Here is a 20,357-nt window from a genome sequence, read left to right on the forward strand (position 1 = left end):
TTCCCACCCGCCCCGGAGCCGTGACCGGAACGTAACTTTCCACGCGAACGGCGGAGTCCTCCCGTCGCGTAGCCACGGCATGACACACTGCTCACGTGTTCGGCACGTGGGGAGGCGTGACGTGAGTGAACGGCGTGCCGCGCCGACCGTCGGACAGGTCGTCCTCGGCAAGCGGCTCAAGGAGCTGCGGGAGGCCAAGGGCCTGACCCGCGAACAGGCGGCGTCCGAACTTCGGGTGACCGCCGCCACGGTCCGCCGGATGGAGACGGCCGAGGTCGCGCTGAAGGTGCCCTACGTCCACGTCCTGCTGGCGATGTACGGGGTCGCCGACGGCGAGGTCGACGGCTTCCTGTCGCTGGTGGAGGACGCCAACCGGCCCGGCTGGTGGCAGCGCTACCACGACGTGCTGCCGGAGTGGTTCAGCCTCTACGTCAGCCTGGAGGCCGAGGCCCGGCTGATCCGGTCCTACGAGCCGCACTTCGTGCCGGGCATCCTCCAGACCGACCGGTACGCCCGCGAGGTGATGACGGCGGGCACCATCGGGCACTCCCATCCGGAGGAGGTGGAGCGCCACGTCGAACTCCGCCTCGACCGGCAGCAGTTGCTCGGCAAGCCGAACGCCCCGCATCTGTGGATCATCATGGACGAGACGGTGCTGCGCCGTCCGGTGGCCGGGGCCGAGGTGATGGCCGAGCAGATGGACCGGCTGCTGACCGCCGCCCGCACCCCCGGGCTCACCCTCCAGGTGGCGGAGTTCGGCAACGGGCCCCACCCAGGCACCTACGGCCCCTTCTCGCTCTTCCGGTTCACCCAGCCGGAGCTGCAGGACATGGTCTACTGCGAGTTCCTGACCGGGGCGCTGTACCTCGACTCCCAGATCGAGGTGGCCAACCACCTAGAGGTGCTGGACCACATGTCGGCGCAGGCCGCCTCCACGGACCGGACCCGGGAGCTGCTGCGGGAGGCCCGTGACCACTACCGGGCGGAGGCGAAGGAGGCGGCGTTCCGGGCGGAGACCGAGGCGCTGTCCGCCGAACGGCACGAGCCGAGCCCCGAGCACCACCCCGCCTGAGGCACCGCCTTGGGGGCGGTGACCGACCGGCGCGACCGGACACCGCCGACCGGACACCCTGACCGGGTACGGCGATCAGACACGCCGATCAGGCGGGGCGACCGGGCGCAGCGGTCAGACCCGACGGTCAGGCGCGATGACCGGGCACGGCGGTCAGGCGCGGCGACCGGGCACGGCGGTCAAACGCGGCGGTCAGACAGAGCTGACGGCCCGGGCGCGATGCCCCGGGTGCCGGATTCCCCGTGCCGGGGCGCTCAGACCTCCGCCCCCTCTCCGGTTCCGGCCTCCGTCGCCCCTCCGGGACGGTCGGCGCGGGCCCCTTCCGACGGGGCCCCCTTGCCCTTCCCGTACTGCCGGGCCGAGCGGTCCACCTGTGCCAGATGGCGCAGCGCCGAGAACATCGTGTCCCCCAGCACCGTGCCGACGATGACGCCCTCCACGACCTCGTCCAGGGTGCGCCGGGCGCCCACGAAGTCGAGGTCCGCCCGCGCCACCGCCTCCGCCGCCCCGGCGTAGTCGTCCAGGACCGTCGCGAAGTCGTCGAGTCCGACCCGCTGGACCGCGGCGAGCGCGGCGGCGAGCGCCTCGACGCCCGGGCAGCCCTCGTTCACCAGCCAGCCCCGGCGGGCGATCAGACCGGCGACCCGGGCCCGGGCGGTCCGCAGCGCCTCGTCCTCCTCGACCTCCCCCTTCAGGGACTGCCGGTCGCGCCCCACCAGGACGTCGGAGGCCGCGCCCAGCACGCTGTGCACCGACCGTCCCGAGTCGTCGACCGCCCCCAGCACGTCCCGGATCGCCGCGATCCGCAGCCCACCGACGTCCAGCAGCGCCCTGATCAGCCGCAGCCGGTGCTCATGGGGCTCGCCGTAGGTCGCCTGGTTGCGCTGGGTCAGTTCGCCCGGCGGGAGCAGCCCCTCCCGGACGTAGTACTTGATCGTCGGCACCGGGACCCCGGTCCTCCGGCTCAACTCACCGATGCGCACGATCCGTTCTTCCTTCCGCCCTTGCGTCTGCCGCTCCCCATCCTAGATAGTGTCGCCAGCAGATAGCGGATAGTTTCGCTATCCATACTGAAACGGGGACCTTCCCATGTCGTCGCCCGCGCCGTCCTGGCGTTCCTGGCACCGCCCGCTCCTGCTGTTCGCCGCTCTGATGGTGGGCACCGGACTGCTCTCCACGGTCGGCCTCGTCATCGACGACCGCACCCTCGTGGGCGCGCCGATCTGGCTCAAGCCGTTCAAGTTCTCGGTGTCGCTGCTGCTCTACGCGGTCTCGATCGCCTGGATGCTGTCGCTGTCCACCCGGGCCCGGCGGACCGGCTGGTGGGCCGGGACCGTCATCGCCGTCACCGGCACCGTCGAGATGGTGATCATCGTCGGCCAGGTCGTCCGGGGGCGGCGCAGCCACTTCAACAACGAGACGGCCTTCGACTCGACGCTCTACGACGTCATGGCCTTCAGCATCGTCGCGCTGTGGGTCTCCGCCCTGGTCATCGCGGTGCTGCTGTTCCGCTCCCGGCTCACGGACCGCGCCTCGGCCTGGGGACTGCGTCTGGGCTCGGCCATCGCCCTGGCCGGGGCGGGACTCGGGTTCCTGATGACCCTGCCCACCAGCGAGCAGCTGGCCGCCCAGGACGACGGCCGCACCCTGGAAGTGGTCGGCGCCCACAGCGTGGGCGTCCCCGACGGCGGCGCCTCGATGCCGCTCACCGACTGGTCCACCACCGGCGGCGACCTGCGCGTCCCCCACTTCGTCGGGATGCACGCGCTCCAGTTGCTGCCGTTCCTGCTGGTGGCCCTGGCCGCGCTCGCCCCCCGGCTCCCCCGGCTGCGGGACGAGGCCGTACGACTGCGGCTGGTGCTCACCGCCGCCGGGGCGTACGCGGCGGCGGTGGGGCTGACCACCTGGCAGGCGCTGCGCGGCCAGCCGTTGCTGGAGCCGGACGCCGCCACCCTGACGGGCGCCGCCGTCATCGTCGTGGGCACCGCGCTGGCGACCGCGTTCTCCCTGCGCTCCGGGCGCCCCTCGGGCGAGCGCTCGGACGACCGGTCCGGCGACCGCGCCGGAACCACCACCACGGACCGCCACGGCGCGCGGACCGACGAAGGAGCTTCCGCGTGACCGAGCGACTCTTCGACCTGGCGTTCCTGTGCGCCGTGCCGGTCTGGGCGCTGATGATCCTGGCCCCCCGCTGGCACGTCACCGTACGGGTGGCCTCGTCCCCGCTGACCGCGCTGCCGGTCCTGGTGGTCTACACGGTGCTGGTCGCCCCCGTCCTGCCCGAGCTGTGGGAACTCGTCACCTCCCCCACCCTGGAACTGATGCGGGAGCTGACCGCGCTGCCCGACGGCGCGGGAGCCGTATGGGCGCAGATCATCGCCTGGGACCTGCTGATCGGACAGTGGATCTTCCTGGAGGCGCGACGGCTGGGGATCAGCCCGCTGATCACCAGCCCGCTGCTGGTGTTCGCCATCCTGCTGTCGCCCTTCGCGCTGCCGCTGTTCCTGGCCGTGCGGGCGACACGGGGCGGGGGCGTCCGGCCGGGGCCCGACGGGAACGGCACCAAGGGGTCCGGCGGGCGGCGGAGCGGGGGCGGAAGCGTCCGGCCCGGCGGCTCCCCGACGCCCGGCCCCGCGCTGTAGGGCCCTTGAGGGAGCGCGGCGGGTGGTCCGGCCCCGGTCGGGCCGCCCGCGCCCGGGGTCCGGGGACGCCCATGGACTCCGCCCCCACCTGGAGAACAACGGGAACCGGCCATCCCGTACGGGGTATTCGGGCCGTTCCCGCCCGGGTCGGTGGCGCGGAGTGCCGCATCTGACGGAGCATCGACAGGTCCCCCGTGAGCGGAATGGCGGTTCCGCGGCGATCCCCGCTGTCCAGGAGAGCCATGCCCGCCGCCACCGCGCCCCGCCCCGCCGTCCCCGAGACCGACGCGATCGTCGTCGGGGCCGGGATGTCCGGGCTGTACCAACTGCTGAGACTGCGGGAACTGGGTTTGCGCACCCGGGTGTTCGAGGCGGGTGACGACGTCGGCGGCACCTGGTACTGGAACCGCTATCCGGGCGCCCGGTGCGACATCGAGTCCATGACGTACTCCTACTCCTTCTCCCCGGAGCTGGACCAGGAGTGGGTGTGGTCCGAGAAGTACGCCACCCAGCCGGAGATCCTGCGCTATCTGCGGCACGTGGCCGACCGGTTCGCGCTCCGTCCGCACATCACCTTCGGCACCCGGGTCGTCCGCGCGGCCTACGACGGGGCGGGGCGGTACTGGGAGGTCACCACGGACACCGGGGAACGGGTCACCACCCGGTTCCTGATCATGGCCTCGGGCTGTTCCACCGTGCCGAAGGAGCCTGAGGTGCCGGGGCTCGGGGAGTTCGCGGGCGAGGTCCACCACACCGCGCGCTGGCCGCGCGACGGGGTGGACCTCGACGGCCGCCGGGTGGCCGTGATCGGCACCGGCGCGTCCGGGGTGCAGTGCGTCCCGCTGATCGCCCGGCGGGCCGCAGAGCTGACGGTGTTCCAGCGCACCCCGGTGTACGCGCTGCCCGCGCTGAACCGGCCGCTGGGCGGGGCGGAGGTCACCGCGCGCAAGGCCGGCTACCCGGCGTTCCGGGCCGCGCAGCGGCGCACCAAGGGCGGCTCGGTGTTCCCGATGCCGACCGGACCGGCGCTGGAGGCGTCCCCGGCCGAGCGCGCCGAGCGGTACGAGAGCGCCTGGTCCGAGGGGATCCTCAGCGCGCTGCTGCGCTCGTACACCGATCTGCTCGTCGACCCGGACGCCAACGAGACGGTCGCGGAGTTCGTCCGGGGGAAGATCCGGGAGACCGTCACCGACCCGGCCACCGCCGAACTGCTCTCCCCCCGGAGCTATCCGTTCGGCACCAAGCGGCCCTGTCTGGACACCGGTTACTACCCGACGTTCAACCAGCCGCACGTCCGGCTGGTGGACCTGCGGAGCACCCCGCTGGTGGAGATCACCGCCAAGGGCGTGCGGACGTCGGAGGAGGAGTTCCCCGTCGACGTGCTGGTCCTCGCCACCGGGTTCGACTCGATGACCGGCGCGCTGACCACCGTCGACCTGGTGGGACGGGACGGGGTGAGCCTGCGGGAGAAGTGGGCCGACGGACCCGTCACCTATCTGGGGCTCGCCTCGGCCGGGTTCCCCAACCTGTTCACGGTCACCGGCCCGCTGAGCCCCTCGGTGCTCACCAACATGGCGGTCTCCATCGAGCAGCACGTGGAGTGGATCACCGACTGCGTCCGCTTCCTGCGGGACCGGGAGCTGACCGAGATCGAGGCGACCCCCGACGCCGAGCGGGAGTGGGTCGCGCACACGGCCGAGGTGGCGGGCCGCACCCTCTACCCGACCGCCGACTCCTGGTACACCGGCGCCAACGTCCCCGGCAAGGCGCGCGGCTTCCTCGCGTACCCGGGCGGGGCCGACGTCTACCGGGAGCGGTGCGACGCGGTGGCCCGCGACGGGTACGCCGGGTTCACCCTCGCCTGAGACCCCCCGCGGGGACCGGGACGGCGCCGCGCGCCAGCCAGGCGCGCGGCGCCTCCTCGCGACCGGGCCCGCCCCGCTCCGGGAAACGTACGGCCCCGGGGCGGGTCACCGTGTTGACGGTGGGTCGCCCCGGGGCCGGGTGCGCGCGGTCCCGGAAGGCTTCCGGGGCGGCCGTGGGTCAGACCAGCTTGGCCGAGAGGGTGATCGTGGTGCCGGTGAGCGCCTGGCTCACCGGGCAGTTGGCCTTGGCGTTCTCGGCGGCGGCCAGGAACGCCTCCTCGTCGAGGCCCGGAACGGTGCCCTCGACGGTGAGGTGAATGCCGGTGATGCCCTCGCCCGGCTGGAAGGTGACGTCCGCCGAGGTCACGAGCTTGGTGGACGGGGTGCCCGCACCGGCCAGACCGTGCGAGAGCGCCATCGAGAAGCAGCTGGAGTGCGCCGCGGCGATCAGTTCCTCGGGGCTGGTCTTGCCGTTGGCCTGCTCGGCGCGGGACGGCCACGACACCGGCTGCTCGCCGATGCCGGAGGAGTCGAAGGTGACGACACCGCTGCCCTGGAGGAGGTTGCCTTCCCAGACGGTGTGCGCGGAGCGCGTGGTTGCCACGTGTGTGCCCTTTCCTGACGGTCGTCCGCGACCCCGTCGGCCGGGGCCCGTGCCCCCATCCGATCACACTCCGGGGACGGTTCGCGCCCCCGCCCGCTCAGCGGACCCGGAACACCGGCCCCCGCGCACGGAAGGGGAGGCCAGCGCCCTCGGGGACCAGGTACGCGTGCTCCCGGCGGATCCGCGGCACGTCCCCGTGCCCGTCGGTGACCACCAGCAGCGGCGCGGTGCGCGGGAAGTCCCGCGCCCGGGCCAGCAGATCGACGCCGGGCTGGAGGAGGGGCCCGCCGCGCCCGGTGATCCGGACCCGTCCGGCGATCTCCTCCACGGGGAGGTACCCGGCGTCGTACGGGGCGGCGCCGCAGAACACCACCCGGGCGGCGGGCACGTCCCGGGCCGTGGCGTACGAGGCGACGGCGCCGAGCGCCTTGCCCAGCAGGGTCCGGTCCATCGACTCCGAGGTGCCGAGGAGGACCCCGAAGGTGTGCCGGGCGACCTCCTCGGGCGGGAACCAGCGGCCCGCGCGCGGGATGTCGGGGGTGGACGCCTGGCGGCGCGCCGGGCGGGCGAAGCCCCGGACGGGCTCGGGGCGGGGCACGAACTCGTCGAACCAGCGGGCCAGCCGGACGTCCCAGGGCGGCGGCGGATGGCTGAGCGCCCGGATCTCCTCCACCAGCCCGGCGGGCAGCCGCCCCCGGTCCTGGTGGTCGTGCAGGTCGAAGCCGTGCACCAAGGCGCGCCGGTAGAACTCGTCCAGGTCGGCGTAGTCGCCCGCCGGGCGCGCCAGCGGGGCGCCGAGAACGTCGCGGCGGCCCTTGCCGCGCGGGGTGGACAGCCGTCGCGACCGTCGCGGGTCGCCCGCGATCCGGTCGTAGACCTCCTCGGCGGACAGCCCCGCGAGGTCCGGATCGTGCGGCAGACCGGCGGGCATCTCCCCGACGGCCATCTCCCGCAGCCAGCCGTTGACGACGTGGTCGGCGGCCACGTTGAAGAGGTACGGGTCCCGGCCGCCGAGCCGTTCGCCGTGGCGCAGGGCGGCGTGCAGCATCTGGTGGGCGAGGACGAACCGCCACTCCTCCTCGGTCAGCTCCGTCAGCGGATTGACGTAGATCTGGCCCGCCTCGGCGTTGACGGCGGCCACCGCGATGTCATGGGCCCGGGCCAGTTCGGCGTCCGCGACCACGGTCATCCCGGCGGCGACCCCGCCGAGCAGCGGATAGGAGGAGACGAACCACTCGCGGGCCCGGTCCCAGGGGCGCAGCACCGGTTCCGCGTCGGAGAAGGCGGCGCGGCGGCCGCCCGCCACGTCCATGGCGACGGACACTCCCCGGGTGAGGGCCCGGGCGAACGCGTCCCGCCAGTCCTTGGGCGGCGGGGAACACGAGTCGGCGGGCCAGGGCACCAGCAGTTGGTCGGGGGCGGTCCCGCCGGTGCCGCAGCGCTCGTGGGCGGCGGGCAGACCGTCGCGGCGCCAACGGGCGGCGAGTTGTTCCTCGTCGCCGCCGGGCCACTCGGCGGGCAGGTCGTCGGGGGCGCGCCCGCAGGGGAACGTCTCCTGGAAACGGGCGACGACCGCACAGCGGGCGGCCAGGTCGAAGCGGTCGGGCTGGACGCGGACGCCGGTCGCGGCGGGGACGTGACCGAAGCCGAGGTGGATCACGCAGTGGGCGACGGCCCAGGCCCAGGTCTCCGGTGCGGCGCGGCGGGTGGGGTGGACGTGCAGCACGCCGTTGGAGTCGATGGCGCACAGCCCGTTTCCGGGGTGCTCGCGGCACTCCCGGCCACGGCAGACGACGGGTTCCAGCGCGGCGAGCGCCGGGTTGGCGAGGGCGGTGCGCAGCCCGGCGGCGAACGCCTCGGCCGCCGGATCGGGAGCCTCGCCCTTCTTGCGGGCCGCGCTCCGGCGGCTCATCGGCGGGCCTCGACCAGACGCGGCATGTCGCGCACCGCCTCGATGAGGAACCAGGCGGGCAGCACCGGCCGGCCGTCGGCGTCGTCCGCGATGACGGCCTGGGCGACCTCCACCGAGATCTCGGCGAGTTGCACCAGCAGCGCCTTGGCGCGGTACGCGGTCTGCCGGACGGTGTCCGAGACGTGTTCCCGGTCGGCGGGCAGGTCCTTGACGAGACGGCGCCGGAACGCCTCCGCGAGGTAGTAGAGGAGGTCGCGGTCGCCTAGGGCGCGCGGCCAGGAGGCGTCGCCCCGGATGATGGCCTCGATCCCGTACGCATGGCGGACGATCTTCACATAGCCGCAGAACGCCACGGCGTGCGCCGGGGTGAGGGTGCCGTGCGCGACGACCTTCAGGGTGTCCTCGTCGAGGCCGGGCCCGAAGGAGTGCAGGGCGTCGGAGAGCATGTGCCAGGAGCGGGGCGTGGAGAACGGCTCCTCGGTCTTCGGGGGCGCGGACCACAGGTGGTCGGGGCGGTCGGTGAGGTGGTCCAGCACCCAGGGGTGGATGCCGTTCGCGGCGGCCCAGACGAGCCAGTCGGCCGAGGACGCCCGGAGGTGGACATGGGTGAGCCGGTTGACCAGGGCGGAGGCCATCGGGCGGGCCAGCGCGTTGTCGGAGGAGCGGTTGCCCGCGCCGATCACCAGGGAGCCCTCGGGCAGTTCGTAGCCGCCGATCCGCCGATCGAGGATCAGGGAGTAGAACGCCTTCTGCACGTCCGGGGCGGAGGCGTTCAGCTCGTCGAGGAAGAGGCAGTACGGCTCGTCGCGGGCGATGGTCTCCGGCGGGCAGAACACCGAGCGGCCGTCCCGGATCTGGGGGACGCCGATCAGGTCCTCGGGGGCGAGCTGGGTGCCGAGCAGACTGACGCACTCCAGTCCCAGCGACTCCGCGAACTCCTTGACCAGGGCGGACTTGCCGATCCCGGGCGCGCCCCACAGGAACACCGGACGGACGGTCGCCAGCCCGAGGAGCAGTTCGGGTATCCGGGCGGGGGTGACGGTCACGGCGGACTGCACTCGGGGCTCCTGGAGGACGGGGGTGCCTGGTGGAACGGGCGGGGTGGGTGGGGTCGCGCGCGGTCGTCCGTACGCGCGTACGCCACGGGGGCACCAGTGTGCGGGGCGGTGCGGGCGCCCGCAGCCGAATATCCGGCGGGGGGGAGGGGACGGCCGGACGGGGCCGGCGGGGCGGGCCCCGGGCAGGCGGTGCGTGCGGTGCGTGCGGTGCGCGGATGGTGGGCGCGGGGCCGGTGGTGTCGGGGGGTCAGCCGGGGATCGGGGCGCCGTCGTCGCCCTTGGTCCCGGCGGCAGGGGCGGCCGGTGGAGTGGAGCGGGAAGGCGCGGCGGAGGGGGTTGGTGGGGTGGCTGGTGCGGGAGTGGGAGCGGTCGACGGTGGGGCGGCCGGGGGCATCGGGGCGGTCTCCGGCGGAGCGGCCGGTGCGGGAGCGGTCTCCAGCGGGGCGGCCGGGGGTGCCGGGGCGGTCGGCGGGGTGCCGGGGGCGGGGTTCCCGGCCGGGCCCGGGGCGGGGGAACGGCGTTCGTGGCGGGGGGCGTTCCGGCGGGTGGGGGCGAGCGGGACCCGGGGGCCCTCGTCCTCCGTCAGCCAGCGGCGGAACACCCGGTGGAGCCCCTCGGCGCCGACGAGTTCGGCACGGCCGTCGAACGGGTCGGACAGTTCCCGGGGCCAGAGCAGGAAGGGGCGGTTCTGGGCGCCGCCGAGCCCGCCGTGTGAACCGATCTGCTCCTCGAAGGCGAGCACCTCGCCGTCCTCCGGGTCGTACCAGGAGTTGACCATGATGTCCGCGACGTGCGGGAACGCATGGGTGCGGCGGACCGCTCCGGCGGCGCCCGGGCCGAAGTCGGCGAGGGGGCCCGGGTTCCGGTCGAGGTCGGCGAGGGGGATCACGGCACCGCGCGCACCGAGCACCACCCCGCCGTGTTCCTCGTCCGCGACCAGGAGGAACCCGATGCCCGGGTGGTTGGCCAGGGTGGACAGCAGCGCGGGGTGCCGGTGGTCGATCTCCCGCCGGGTCATCCGGTGCGGGACGTCGGGGAACGACACCAGGCCCAGGTTGCCGGAGGCCAGGACGAGGGGTTCGGTGCCCCGGGCGGGCGCGGGCGGCCCGGGGGCGTCCTCCACCGGCCGGTGGAGGGCCGCGCGGACGGCGGCGCGGGCCTCGGCGCCGCTGTGGGTGCGGCCCGCGCGGCGCGGCACGGGCAGTCCGCAGCCCGCGCGCACCAGGTTGCCGAGGCTGAGGCCGTAGCGGTCGAGGAAGGTCTCCCCCGGGCTCTGGCCGTGGTCGGAGAGGACCACGATCCGGTAGGGGCGGGGCGCGTGGTCGGCGGCCTTCGCGAGCAGGGCCAGCGACCGGTCGAGGCGCATCAGGACGCGGTCGGTGTCGTGGCCGCGCGGGCCGGAGTGGTGGGCGACCTCGTCGTAGGCGACGAGGTCGGCGTAGACGGCGCCACGCCCGGCGAGCATGTCCCCGAGGACGGCGGCAACCACGACATCGCGTTCCACGACCGTCGCGAAGGCCCTGATCAGGGGGTAGAGACCGCCCCGGGAGACCCGGGGGCGGCGGCGCCGCAGCCGCGCGTAGCCGGACTGGCCGATCTCCCGGCCCACTTCGGCGATGAAGGACAGGGCGGTGCGGACGGCGTTCGCCGGGTCGCTGAAGTAGGCGAAGTATCCAGCGCGGGAACGGTTCTCCGGGCCCCGGCGGGCGGAGACGGACAGCACCAGGGCGAGTTGGCCGGCACCGCCGCTGAACAGGTTGCCCCGGCTGGCGCCGTCGAGGGCGAGCAGTCCTCCGTCACCGGTGCGTTCGACGGCCCGGCGCTGGAGTTCGGCGGCGCTGGTCGGGCGGTTGCAGACCATCACCTCGCGGGTGTCCTTCTCGTACCAGCGGAAGGCGGGGACGTCGTGGTTGCTGCCGTGCAGGATGCCCAGTTGGCTGGCCCCGGTCTGGCTGGACCAGTCGGTGCGCCAGGGGGCGAGGCGGTGGGTGGCGGTCGGCCGCCCCTCGTCCGGAGAGCCGTCCGGGCCGTTCCCGGTGCCGTTCCCGGTTCCGGTTCCGATGCCGGTTCCGATGCCGGTTCCGATGCCGGTTCCGGTTCCGGTTCCGATGCCGGTTCCGGGGGTGCGGGCGTCGCGGGTGCCGTTTCCGGACGCGTCCCCGGACGTGTCCCTGGTGCCGGTCCCGCTGTCGCCGGTCCCCGCGCGGCCGGTGCCGTTGCCCGGCGCGTCGTCGGGGCGGTCCTCCTCCCCCGGGACGCCGAGCCAGCGGGCGACGGTGGGCATCAGCCCCTTGTCGACCGCGTCCACCAAGACGTCGTGGCCGACGCCGTCGAGCTGGACGAACACCGTGCCCGGGGTGGGCGGACAGCCGTCGTCGCGGGTGCGGCGGCGGGCCGCCAGCCGGGAGAGCCGACGGCGGTACGCGTCGTCGTCGCGCACCGCGAGGGCCGCGCCCGTCGCGGAGGCGACCGCCGACATCACCGCCGCGACCACCACGGCGGTCTCGGGGGCGACCTCGCCCCGTCCCGCCGGGTTGAGACGCATCGCGAGGAGCAGCAGGGAGCCGTTGAGGAAGAACACCAGCAGTCCGAGGACCAGCGCCGGGACCAGCAGCAGCGCCCGTACCAGCAGCGGCCAGACCAGGGCGCTCAGCAGACCGAAGGCCCCGGCGCCCAGGGCGGCGGTGACGGCGACGCGGGTGGCGCTGTCGCCGTCGGCCGACTGGAGCCGGAAGTCGGGCAGCACCCCGGCGAGCACCAGCATCGTCAGCGTGCTGACCGCCCACACGGTGACCGAGCGCCACACGGCGCTGACGATCCGCCGCCATCGTCTCGTGGCCACCCGCCGCCCACCCGCCTCACACGGTCGCTCCTCCGTCCAGCCTCGCACATCCGGGCCGGTCGGCCACCGGCTCCCGGGAGCGGCCGGGGTCCGGCCACCGGTCGGCGCGCTCCCCCGCGCGCCCCGGTCCGCGCCCCGGCGGCTCCGTACGCCCGGTGCCGTCCCCGTGCGCCGGGAGCACGACCGCCCCGGCCCGGACCCGCCCGCTCACCGGACGGGCGAGCGGGGCGGACGGCACCGACAGGGCCGGACGGAGCGGACAGGACAGAGGGAGGAACGGGGCAGAGGGAGGAACGGGGCAGAGGGAGGAACGGGGCAGAGGGAGGAACGGGGCAGAGGGAGGGACGGGGCGGGGCGGGGCGGCGGATCGTCAGACAGCCCGATAACCAGGGGTGCTGACCGTCAGCACCAGCCGTTATTGGACGGCCGGGACCCCCGGTCGGCAGGCTCGGGGCATGGGTGAACGGACGGACGGCTTCCTGCGGCGCGCCATCGCCTCGGAACGCCGCGAACTGGCGGATCTGCTCGACGCGCTGACCCCGGCCGAGTGGGACGCCCCCTCGCTCTGCGCGGGGTGGCGGGTGCGGGAGGTGGCCGCCCACATGTCGCTGGGGTTCCGTGTCCCGCTCCCCCGGACCCTGTGGGAACTGGCCCGGTCAGGGGGCCGCACGCACCGTATGACGGACCGCCGGGCCCGCGCGGACGCGGCGGCGCTCGGCACCCGGGAGCTGGCGGCGGCGCTGCGCGACAACGCCCACCACCCGTGGCGTCCCCCGGTCGGCGGGCTCGCCGCCGCGCTCGGCCACGACGTGGTGCACGGGCTGGACATCACGGTGGCGCTGGGCCGGGACCGCGCGGTCCCGGCCGAACGGCTGCGGCCCGTGCTGGACGGGGTGACCGTGCGGTCGGGGCGGTTCTTCGGCGCGGACCTCACCGGGGTGCGGCTGGTCGCCGACGACCTCGACTGGTCCTTCGGGCAGGGCCCCGAGCTGAGCGGCCCGGCGCGGGACGTGCTGCTCGTCGCGTTCGGCCGGAAGGTCCCCGGCGGACGGCTGCGGGGCGCGGCCCGGGACCGGTTCGTCACCGGCTGACCGGCCCGGACGGCCCGGGACGGGACGGACGGGACGGACGGTCAGTACCGCGCGGGCCCGGCGGAGGACCCGGACGGAACGGGCCGGACCGGGCTGAGCCGGGTGGGTGCGGGCCGGGCCGCCGGGCCGGGTACGGGCGGCGCGGGACCGGACAAGCGCAGGCACCGGGACACGGGCCGCGCGGGCACGGCCGGGCGGTGGTTCAGCGGCCGTCGTACCCGGCCGTCGGCATCGACAGCCTGCGGTGCACCCGGGCCTTCATCTCCGCGTTGTAGGCGGGCTCCTCGCAGCCGACGGTCTCCACCCGCACCCCGCGCCGCGCGCATTCGGCCGTGAAGGCGTCCACCGAGCTGAGGGCCCGTTCCAGGACCCGGCGGCTCGGGGCCACGAACAGGTCCACCTGGCCGTCGTCGACGTCGGTCCACAGGGCGCAGTGGTCGTGGCGCAGCGCGTGGACCAGGAGTTCCCGGGTGATGACGTAGCCCTGCGCGGCGGCCCAGCGGGCGCACATCGCGTACTGGCTGCGCGAATCCACCAGGAACGGGTCGGCGTCCAGTTCCTCCAGCGGGGTCAGGCTCGCGATGGCCGCGACCCGCACCGTACCGGAAGCACCGTCGTCGTCAACGCCGCCTTCGCCGTTGTCGCCGTCGCTGTGCATGCGAGCCCCTCACGTCATCGTTCGGGCGTTGACCCTACCGCTGCCCGTAGGCTCGGGGGGAGTCGCGCGGAGGAGGAAAACCGGTGCCGGTGGAGATCACCTGGTGGGGACACGCCACCTGCACGGTGGAGGACTCGGGGACCCGGGTGCTCACCGATCCGCTGTTCGCGCGGCGGCTGGCGCATCTGCGGCGCCGCCGGGGCGCGCTGCCGTCGGAGCGGGCCAGGGCGGCGGACCTGGTGCTCGTCTCCCATCTGCACGCCGACCACCTCCACGTACCGTCGCTGGCCGCGTTGCCGTCCGGCACCCGGGTGGTGGTGCCCCGGGGCGCGGGCCGGGCGGTACCGGCGCTGCGCCGGCTGGACCGGTTGCGGATCACCGAGCTGGGCCCGGGCGAGGAGACCCGGCAGGGGGACCTGGTGGTGCGGGCGGTGTCCGCCGCGCACGACGGGCGGCGGCTGCCGGTGGGCCCCCGGCGTTCCCCCGCGCTGGGCTTCGTGGTCAGCGGGGAGGCGCGGACGTACTTCGCGGGCGACACGGGCCTGTTCGACGGGATGGCCGGGGAGGTGGGCCCGGTGGACGTGGCGCTGCTGCCGGTCGGCGGCTGGGGCCCGTTCCTCGGGCACGGGCACCTGGACGCGGGCCGGGCGGCGGAGGCGGCGGCCCGGCTGGCGCCGCGCAGCGCGGTGCCGGTGCACTACGGCACCTACTGGCCGATCGGGATGGACGGGGTGCGCCCGCACGAGTTCCACTCCCCCGGCGACGAGTTCGTCCGGCTCGCGGCGGTCCGCGCCCCGGACGTGGCGGTGCACCTGCTGGGGCACGGCGAGAGCGTCCGTCCGGAGGTCGGCCGGTGAACTGGGGCGAGTTCGCCGTGTCGGCGGTGCCCACGGAGTCCACTCAGCAGGCCCTCGGCTATCCCTCGCTGTTCCTGCTGGTGCTGATCGGCGCGCTGGTGCCGGTGGTGCCCACGGGGGCGCTGGTCAGTTCGGCGGCGGTGGTGGCGTTCCACCAGACCGTGCCGTTCGCCCTGCTGCTGGTGTTCGTGGTGGCGGCGACGGCCGCGCTGCTCGGGGACGTCACCCTCTACTGGCTGGGGCGGCGGGGCATGCGGTCCCGGGGCGGATCGCGCTGGCTGGAGGCGATCCGCTCGCACGCCCCCGCCGACCGGCTGGCCCGGGCCCAACGGGGGCTGCACGAGCACGGGGTGACGGTGCTGGTGCTGTCCCGGCTGATCCCGGCGGGCCGGATCCCGGTGATGCTGGCGTGTCTGATGGCCGAGTGGCCGATGCGCCGCTTCGCGCGCGGTGCCGTGCCCGCCGCCCTGGCCTGGGCGGTCACCTACCAGCTGATCGGCATCCTCGGCGGGGCGCTGTTCTCGGAACCCTGGGAGGGCGTCGTCACGGCGGTCGCCCTGACCCTGCTGCTGAGCGCGGTCCCCGCGCTGTGGCGGCGGCTGCGGGGGCGCGGCGCTACCGGTCCGTCCGGCTGAGCCCCGCCCCGGCACCCGTCTCCGGGCACGGCTCGCCGCACCGGTCCTTCGACGGTTCGGGCCCGGAACGGTCCGGGGGCGGGGATCAGTCCGGGGCGGGCAGCAGGCGCGAGCCGCCGACCGGCAGGTCCCACAGGTCCGCGCGGTCGAGCCCGGCGGCGCGCCAGGCCGCCCGGACCCTCAGGAGCGGTTCGAGGACGGGTTCCGCCGAGAGCAGGAAGGTGCCCCAGTGCATGGGTGCCATCCGGCGGGCGCCCAGGTCACGGGCGGCCCGTACCGCCTCCTCCGGGTCGCAGTGCACGTCCCGCAGCCACCAGCGCGGGGCGTAGGCGCCGATCGGCAGCAGCGCCAGGTCGATGCCCGGGTGACGGCGGCCGATCCGGTCGAACCAGTGGCCGTAGCCGGTGTCCCCGGCGAAGTAGACCCGCTGTCCGTCGGGGTCGGTGAGCACCCAGCCGCCCCACAGGCTGCGGCAGGTGTCGAACGGGCCGCGCTTGGACCAGTGGTGGGCGGGGACGAAGTCGAAGCGGACCCCGTCCAGCCGGACGCCCTGCCACCAGTCGAGTTCCGTGACCCGGTCGAACCCCCGCCGCCGGAACCAGCGGCCGAGGCCCGCCGGGACCAGGACGGGGGTGTTCCGGGGCAGTCGGCGCAGGGTCGGGGCGTCCAGGTGGTCGTAGTGGTTGTGGCTGATGAGGACGGCGTCGACGGGCGGCAGCGCGCTCCACGCCACGCCCACCGGGGTGACCCGGGCGGGGGTGCCGAGGATGCGGCGGGACCAGACGGGGTCGGTGAGGACGGTCAGCCCGCCGATCCGGATCACCCAGCTCGCGTGGCCCGCCCAGGTGACGGCGACCGTGCGGGCGTCGGTCCGGGGCAGCGGTCCGGGGGCGAACGGCAGCCGGGGGACGTCCCGCAGCCCCTCGGGGCGGGGCCGCAGGGCTCCCTCGCGGGCGAACCGGGCGAAGGCCCGCAGCCCGGGCAGCGGGGCGGTGAGCCGGTCGGCGAAGGAACGGGGCCACAGCCGGCGGGGGGCCGCCGTCCCACACCGCTCGTCCGGGGCCGACGGGACGGCGGGCCGGACGGTGGACGGGACCGCGGGCGGGACGGACGGTCCGGACGGGGCGGACGGGTCTGACAGGTCAGAGGGGTCACAGAGGCTAGAAGGGGCAGAGGGGGTAGAGGGGGCGGACGGCGAGGAAGAGCCGGAAGAGCCGGGCGGGTCGTACAGGGCGAGCAGGTCGGACGGGGTGGGCAGGGCCGCCGGGGCGGGTGCGGCGGGCGGCAGGGGGGCGGGGGGCGTGCCGGTCCGGGGCGGCTCGGACCGGGGCGGCGGCTCGGAGCGGGGTGACGGCTCGGTCCGGGGACTGGTCATCGGGGACGCTCCCTTCGCTTCAGCGGGCGTCGGCGCGGAGGCCGTCGAGGACCGCCGCGAACATCGTCAGCGCGTCGCGGACCCACGGCACGTCCAGCGGGTCCACGGCGGTGACCGCCGCGAGCCGGTCGGGGCCCGTCGCGCCGAGGAAGGGAGCGGTCGTGAACCGGACCCGGAGCGCTCCGGGGTCGTCCCCGAAGCGGTGACCGCCCGCGACGGGCGCGTCCAGCAGGGCGGTGAGGTGGTCCTCCAGTTCCTGGGCGTCGGTGACGTCCCGGGCGGCGAGCGCGTTCCGCAGCGGTTCCAGGTCGGCGTAGAGGTGGCGTCCGGCGCACGGCGGCCGGGCGAGGGCGCCCGTCGCGCGGAGCGCCTGGTGGACGGCGGCGGCGATCCGTCCGTGGGCGCGGACGGCGGCGGTGGCGCGCGCCGTCAGGTCGGGGGGCTCCGCGAGGGCGTGCGCCGCGGCGGCGGCGACCGGCGCGGAGAGGACCGCCCCGGTGCCCGCGAGGACGTCGAGGACGAGGTCGTGGAGCGCGGCGCCCCACGGGGTGGCCGGGAACCGGGCGAGGGCGGCGGGCCAGGCGCCGGGCAGCAGCGACCCGGCCAGGTCGGTCAGGACGGTCACCCCGTCGGGCAGCATCCCGGCGGGTCCGGCGAGCACGGGACGCGGCCCGCCGGGCACCGGGTGGAGGGTGTCCCGCCAGGTCTCGTCCGCGACGATGTGCAGCCCGGCCCCGGCGGCGGCCTCCACCGCCTCGTGCAGCACCTCGGGCGGGGCGGCCGTGCCGGTGGGGTCGTCCACCACGGCGAGGACCAGCAGCCGGGGGTCGCCGCCCTCGGCGCGGACCCGGCGCACGGTCTCCAGCAGGGCGTACGGGTCGGGGACGCCCCCGCACTCCGCCGGGGTGGGCACCGGGTGCGCGGTCCGGCCCAGCAGCCGGGCCTGCGGGATCCACCAGGCGGGGCAGGGGCGCGGCAGCAGGAGGTCCCCGCCGAGCGCGGCGGCCACCGCGAGCAGCAGCGGCGCCCCGCCCGGCGCGGCGGCCACCCGGTCCGGCGCGGTCGGCAGTCCGCGCCGCGTCCAGTAGCCGGCGGCGGCGGTCCGGAGCGCCTCGTCGCCGCCCACCGGACCGGGGTCCGCGTCGGCGGCGGCGATCAGGGCCCGCAACGCCTCCTCGGTCCCGGGCAGTCCGCTGCCGGGCAGGGGCGGCGCGTAGCGCAGCGGGCCGTGTCCGGCCGGGAGACGGCCGCCGCCGTCCGGCTCGTCCGTGCGCCGCATCCGCGCCTCCGGGGTCGGGCACCGGACCCGTCGCCCGGTTCTCCCTCCAGGGTTCCGCCGGGACCGGGGGTCCGCTACCGGACGGGCGCGCCCGGGGTACCGGGCCCGGGACGCCGGGGTACCCGGTGGACGCGTCCCGCCACCGGGCCAGGGGACCTGCGGGGGTGCGGGAGCCGGGCCCGCCGGGGCGGCGGGAACGGCCCGGGGTGCCGCCACGGCGTCCCGGGTGCACCGTGGGGGTACGGCGATCGCGGGACCGGGGTGATGACGATGGGGAATCCGTCCGGGCGGCCCTCCGGATGGGGCGGGTGGGAGCGGCGGCCGCCCGTCGGGCGCGACGCCCGGGCGGACCGTGGGTCCCCGCGCCGGTCGCGGGGGTGTCTGGTCGCGGCGCTCGTCGTGGGGGTGCTGGCGCTGGTCGCCGTGGCGGCGCTGGCCGGGCTGCTCGCCACGGTGGTGGACGAGCCGGTGCGGGACGACGGGCCGGACGGGCCGGCGGGTGACGTCCGGATCGCGTCCTGCGAGGTGGACGCCGCCACCAAGTGGCCGCGCGCCGGACTCGTCATCACCAACCGCAGCGGGAAGGCGAGCGACTACCTGGTGAGCGTGGAGTTCGTGGCGGCGTCGGGGGAACGTCTCACCGAGGCCAGTACCAGCGTCTCCCGGCTCGCTCCGGGGCAGGTCGCCCATGACGCCGCCCAGAGCCTCGCCCAGGTGAACGAGCCGGTCACCTGCCGGATCACGGACGTGTCCCGGATGGCCTCCCTCTGACGCGGCGTCCTGACGCGGCGTCCCGGGGCGGGCGGACGCGCCGGGTGAGGTGACGCGTCGTCCGGTGCGGTGACGCCTTCGCCCCCGGCCCCCTCCCCAGGCCCTCAAGGACGCCTGGGGCCTGAGGGGGGGACGCCCGGGTCCGGTCCGGTCCGGTTCAGGTGAGGGCCAGTGCCGCCAGCAGCGCGGCCCCGACGGGCAGGGCGTCCTCGTCGAGCACCATGCGCGGGGAGTGGTTGGGGGCCGGATCGGGCACCGGCGACCCGGCCGCGTCCCGGGGCCGGGCGCCGAGTTGCAGCAGGGCGCCGGGGACCCGGGCGAGGACGTGCCCGAAGTCCTCGCTGGCGGTGGCGGGCCGGGGCAGCACCCGGACCCGTTCCGGGCCGAGCAGCCGTCCGGCGGTGGCCAGGGCGTGGGCGGTGCGGTCCGGGTCGTTGCGGGTGGCGGGGGCGGTCTCGGTCCAGACGGTGGTGACCGCGCAGCCGTGCGCCTCGGCCGCGCCCCGGACCGCGCGTTCGACGGCGGCCCGGCCACGGGCGCGGCCCGTCTCGTCGAAGGCGCGCAGCGACCCTTCGAGCCGGGCCCGTCCGGGAACGATCCCGGGGGCGGTTCCCCCCCGGACCACCCCGACGCCCAGGTGCCAGGGGTGGGCGGGGTCGGCGGCCCGGGCGGGGGCCGCGTGCAGCAGCGGGACGGCGGTGGCGAGGGCGGCGACGGGGTCGTCCGTCTCGTACGGGCGGGAGCCGTGTCCGCCCCGCCCGTGGAACGTCACGGCGAACACGTCCGCCGAGGCGAGCAGGGGCCCGGGGCGGCTGGCCACGACCCCGCTGTCCAGGGTGGGCGACTGGTGGAGGGCGTAGGCCCGGTCGACGGGTCCGGAAGCGGCGTCGAGGACGCCGTCCGCCAGCATCGCCAGGCAGCCCCCGTGCCCCTCCTCCCCCGGCTGGAACATCAGCACCACCTGTCCGGCGAGCCGGTCCGTCCGTTCGGCGAGCAGGCGCGCGGCGCCCACCAGCATCGCGGTGTGCGCGTCGTGGCCGCAGGCGTGCATGGCGCCCGGGGTCGCGCTGGCCCAGGGCAGACCGGACTCCTCCTGGAGCGGCAGGGCGTCCATGTCGGCGCGCAGCAGGGTCACCGGGCCGGGGCGGGCGCCGTCGATCCGGGCGACGACCCCGTCGCAGGAGGGTCCGCCGGACAGCGGCAGGCCGAGCGGGGCGAGGGCGTCCAGGACGGCGCGGCGGGTGCGGGGCAGCCACAGTCCGGTCTCGGGGTGGCGGTGCAGTGCGCGGCGGAGCGCGAGCACGCCGGGGGCGTGGCGTCGCGCGTCGGCGAGCAGCCCGTCGAGGGGGCCGGGGTCACCGGGCCGTCCGCCGGGGACGGGGAGGCGTTCACCGGGGGCGGCGGAGGCCCCGGGCGGAACCGGCGGAACCGGCGGGACGGACGCGGCGGGCACGGGCACGGCGGGTACAGCAGGCGCGGCGAGTACCGCGGGCACAGCAGGTACGGCGGGGACGGCAGGTACAGCGGATACGGCGGGCGCGCCGAACGCACGGTGGCCGGAAACTGACGGTTCCTCATACATGGACATCTTCCCTTAATACTTCAGTGTTGCCCTCTGATACATCAGACACCTAATGTGATGCACACACAAGCGAGGAACATCCGGGCGAACCGCCCGGGGACCCCTCGCACCCCC

16 protein-coding genes and 1 pseudogene are annotated in these 20,357 nt (G+C 75.8%); 8 read left to right on the forward strand and 9 right to left on the reverse strand.

The genetic code is table 11. The features are described from left to right. Nucleotides 1–121: 121 nt before the first annotated feature. Nucleotides 122–1,072, forward strand: coding sequence for a helix-turn-helix domain-containing protein (locus tag ACVWNX_RS05005; protein ID WP_454412646.1), 951 nt, complete (start codon nucleotides 122–124; stop codon nucleotides 1,070–1,072). A 254-nt stretch (nucleotides 1,073–1,326) separates the two neighbouring features. Here ACVWNX_RS05005 and ACVWNX_RS05010 read toward each other — a convergent pair whose 3' ends face one another. Beyond that, nucleotides 1,327–2,055, reverse strand: coding sequence for a MerR family transcriptional regulator (locus ACVWNX_RS05010; RefSeq protein ID WP_454412647.1), 729 nt, complete (start codon nucleotides 2,053–2,055; stop codon nucleotides 1,327–1,329). 169 nt (nucleotides 2,056–2,224) lie between these two features. Here ACVWNX_RS05010 and ACVWNX_RS05015 point away from each other — a divergent pair, with 169 nt between their 5' ends. The 3 genes from ACVWNX_RS05015 to ACVWNX_RS05025 all read left to right on the forward strand — a co-directional run bounded on the left by ACVWNX_RS05015 (nucleotide 2,225) and on the right by ACVWNX_RS05025 (nucleotide 5,579). Beyond that, nucleotides 2,225–3,193 carry a hypothetical protein gene (locus ACVWNX_RS05015; protein ID WP_454414638.1) on the forward strand — a complete coding sequence of 323 codons (969 nt, stop codon included), beginning with the start codon at nucleotides 2,225–2,227 and terminating at the stop codon, nucleotides 3,191–3,193. Further along, the gene (locus ACVWNX_RS05020; protein WP_454412648.1) at nucleotides 3,190–3,714 is read left to right on the forward strand and encodes an ABA4-like family protein; all 525 of its coding nucleotides are present in this window, start codon (nucleotides 3,190–3,192) and stop codon (nucleotides 3,712–3,714) included. Before ACVWNX_RS05015 ends, ACVWNX_RS05020 begins: the two co-directional genes overlap by 4 nt. A 242-nt stretch (nucleotides 3,715–3,956) precedes the next feature. Continuing rightward, nucleotides 3,957–5,579 (forward strand): flavin-containing monooxygenase, encoded by a 1,623-nt coding sequence (locus ACVWNX_RS05025; protein ID WP_454412649.1) that lies wholly within the window; start codon nucleotides 3,957–3,959, stop codon nucleotides 5,577–5,579. Between the two features lie 178 nt (nucleotides 5,580–5,757). Here ACVWNX_RS05025 and ACVWNX_RS05030 read toward each other — a convergent pair whose 3' ends face one another. The 4 genes and pseudogenes from ACVWNX_RS05030 to ACVWNX_RS05045 all read right to left on the reverse strand — a co-directional run. After that, the gene (locus ACVWNX_RS05030) at nucleotides 5,758–6,183 is read right to left on the reverse strand and encodes an OsmC family protein (protein ID WP_454412650.1); all 426 of its coding nucleotides are present in this window, start codon (nucleotides 6,181–6,183) and stop codon (nucleotides 5,758–5,760) included. 97 nt (nucleotides 6,184–6,280) lie between these two features. Beyond that, the gene (locus ACVWNX_RS05035; RefSeq protein ID WP_454412651.1) at nucleotides 6,281–8,095 is read right to left on the reverse strand and encodes a vWA domain-containing protein; all 1,815 of its coding nucleotides are present in this window, start codon (nucleotides 8,093–8,095) and stop codon (nucleotides 6,281–6,283) included. Then, the gene (locus tag ACVWNX_RS05040; protein ID WP_454412652.1) at nucleotides 8,092–9,153 is read right to left on the reverse strand and encodes an ATP-binding protein; all 1,062 of its coding nucleotides are present in this window, start codon (nucleotides 9,151–9,153) and stop codon (nucleotides 8,092–8,094) included. Before ACVWNX_RS05040 ends, ACVWNX_RS05035 begins: the two co-directional genes overlap by 4 nt. A gap of 553 nt (nucleotides 9,154–9,706) precedes the next feature. Beyond that, a pseudogene (locus ACVWNX_RS05045) lies at nucleotides 9,707–11,995 on the reverse strand (phage holin family protein); the annotation flags it as partial. A gap of 455 nt (nucleotides 11,996–12,450) precedes the next feature. Here ACVWNX_RS05045 and ACVWNX_RS05050 point away from each other — a divergent pair. After that, nucleotides 12,451–13,086, forward strand: a complete 636-nt coding sequence (locus ACVWNX_RS05050) for a maleylpyruvate isomerase family mycothiol-dependent enzyme (protein WP_454412653.1) — start codon at nucleotides 12,451–12,453, stop codon at nucleotides 13,084–13,086. Nucleotides 13,087–13,288: 202 nt separating this feature from the next. Here the strand turns inward: ACVWNX_RS05050 and ACVWNX_RS05055 are convergent, their stop codons facing one another. Next, nucleotides 13,289–13,744: a hypothetical protein gene (locus ACVWNX_RS05055; RefSeq protein WP_454412654.1), complete on the reverse strand. Its 456-nt coding sequence runs from the start codon at nucleotides 13,742–13,744 to the stop codon at nucleotides 13,289–13,291. A gap of 83 nt (nucleotides 13,745–13,827) precedes the next feature. Between ACVWNX_RS05055 and ACVWNX_RS05060 the strand changes: the two genes are divergently transcribed. Together ACVWNX_RS05060 and ACVWNX_RS05065 are read left to right on the forward strand one after the other, a co-directional pair. Further along, a complete protein-coding gene (locus ACVWNX_RS05060; protein ID WP_454412655.1) occupies nucleotides 13,828–14,601 on the forward strand; it encodes an MBL fold metallo-hydrolase in 774 nt (257 codons plus the stop codon). Next, a complete protein-coding gene (locus tag ACVWNX_RS05065; protein WP_454412656.1) occupies nucleotides 14,598–15,236 on the forward strand; it encodes a DedA family protein in 639 nt (212 codons plus the stop codon). Before ACVWNX_RS05060 ends, ACVWNX_RS05065 begins: the two co-directional genes overlap by 4 nt. Before the next feature lie 85 nt (nucleotides 15,237–15,321). Here the strand turns inward: ACVWNX_RS05065 and ACVWNX_RS05070 are convergent, their stop codons facing one another. Together ACVWNX_RS05070 and ACVWNX_RS05075 are read right to left on the reverse strand one after the other, a co-directional pair. After that, nucleotides 15,322–16,611, reverse strand: coding sequence for an MBL fold metallo-hydrolase (locus ACVWNX_RS05070; protein WP_454412657.1), 1,290 nt, complete (start codon nucleotides 16,609–16,611; stop codon nucleotides 15,322–15,324). 19 nt (nucleotides 16,612–16,630) lie between these two features. Then, entirely contained in the window at nucleotides 16,631–17,890 is a 1,260-nt protein-coding gene (locus tag ACVWNX_RS05075; protein WP_454412658.1) for an aminotransferase class I/II-fold pyridoxal phosphate-dependent enzyme, read from the reverse strand. Nucleotides 17,891–18,154: 264 nt separating this feature from the next. Between ACVWNX_RS05075 and ACVWNX_RS05080 the strand changes: the two genes are divergently transcribed. Next, the gene (locus tag ACVWNX_RS05080) at nucleotides 18,155–18,661 is read left to right on the forward strand and encodes a hypothetical protein (RefSeq protein WP_454412659.1); all 507 of its coding nucleotides are present in this window, start codon (nucleotides 18,155–18,157) and stop codon (nucleotides 18,659–18,661) included. Between the two features lie 157 nt (nucleotides 18,662–18,818). Here the strand turns inward: ACVWNX_RS05080 and ACVWNX_RS05085 are convergent, their stop codons facing one another. After that, nucleotides 18,819–20,114 carry a M20 metallopeptidase family protein gene (locus ACVWNX_RS05085; RefSeq protein ID WP_454412660.1) on the reverse strand — a complete coding sequence of 432 codons (1,296 nt, stop codon included), beginning with the start codon at nucleotides 20,112–20,114 and terminating at the stop codon, nucleotides 18,819–18,821. Nucleotides 20,115–20,357 lie beyond the last annotated feature (243 nt).

The sequence above is a fragment of the Streptomyces sp. JNUCC 64 genome (assembly GCF_054484115.1).

Coding starts and splice junctions, on each gene's coding strand:
- ACVWNX_RS05015 (WP_454414638.1), top strand. CDS start 2,225: ATGGTGGGCACCGGACTGCTCTCCACGGTCGGCCTCGTCATCGACGAC.
- ACVWNX_RS05025 (WP_454412649.1), top strand. CDS start 3,957: ATGCCCGCCGCCACCGCGCCCCGCCCCGCCGTCCCCGAGACCGACGCG.
- ACVWNX_RS05035 (WP_454412651.1), bottom strand. CDS start 8,095: ATGAGCCGCCGGAGCGCGGCCCGCAAGAAGGGCGAGGCTCCCGATCCG.
- ACVWNX_RS05050 (WP_454412653.1), top strand. CDS start 12,451: ATGGGTGAACGGACGGACGGCTTCCTGCGGCGCGCCATCGCCTCGGAA.
- ACVWNX_RS05055 (WP_454412654.1), bottom strand. CDS start 13,744: ATGCACAGCGACGGCGACAACGGCGAAGGCGGCGTTGACGACGACGGT.
- ACVWNX_RS05070 (WP_454412657.1), bottom strand. CDS start 16,611: ATGACCAGTCCCCGGACCGAGCCGTCACCCCGCTCCGAGCCGCCGCCC.
- ACVWNX_RS05075 (WP_454412658.1), bottom strand. CDS start 17,890: ATGCGGCGCACGGACGAGCCGGACGGCGGCGGCCGTCTCCCGGCCGGA.
- ACVWNX_RS05080 (WP_454412659.1), top strand. CDS start 18,155: ATGACGATGGGGAATCCGTCCGGGCGGCCCTCCGGATGGGGCGGGTGG.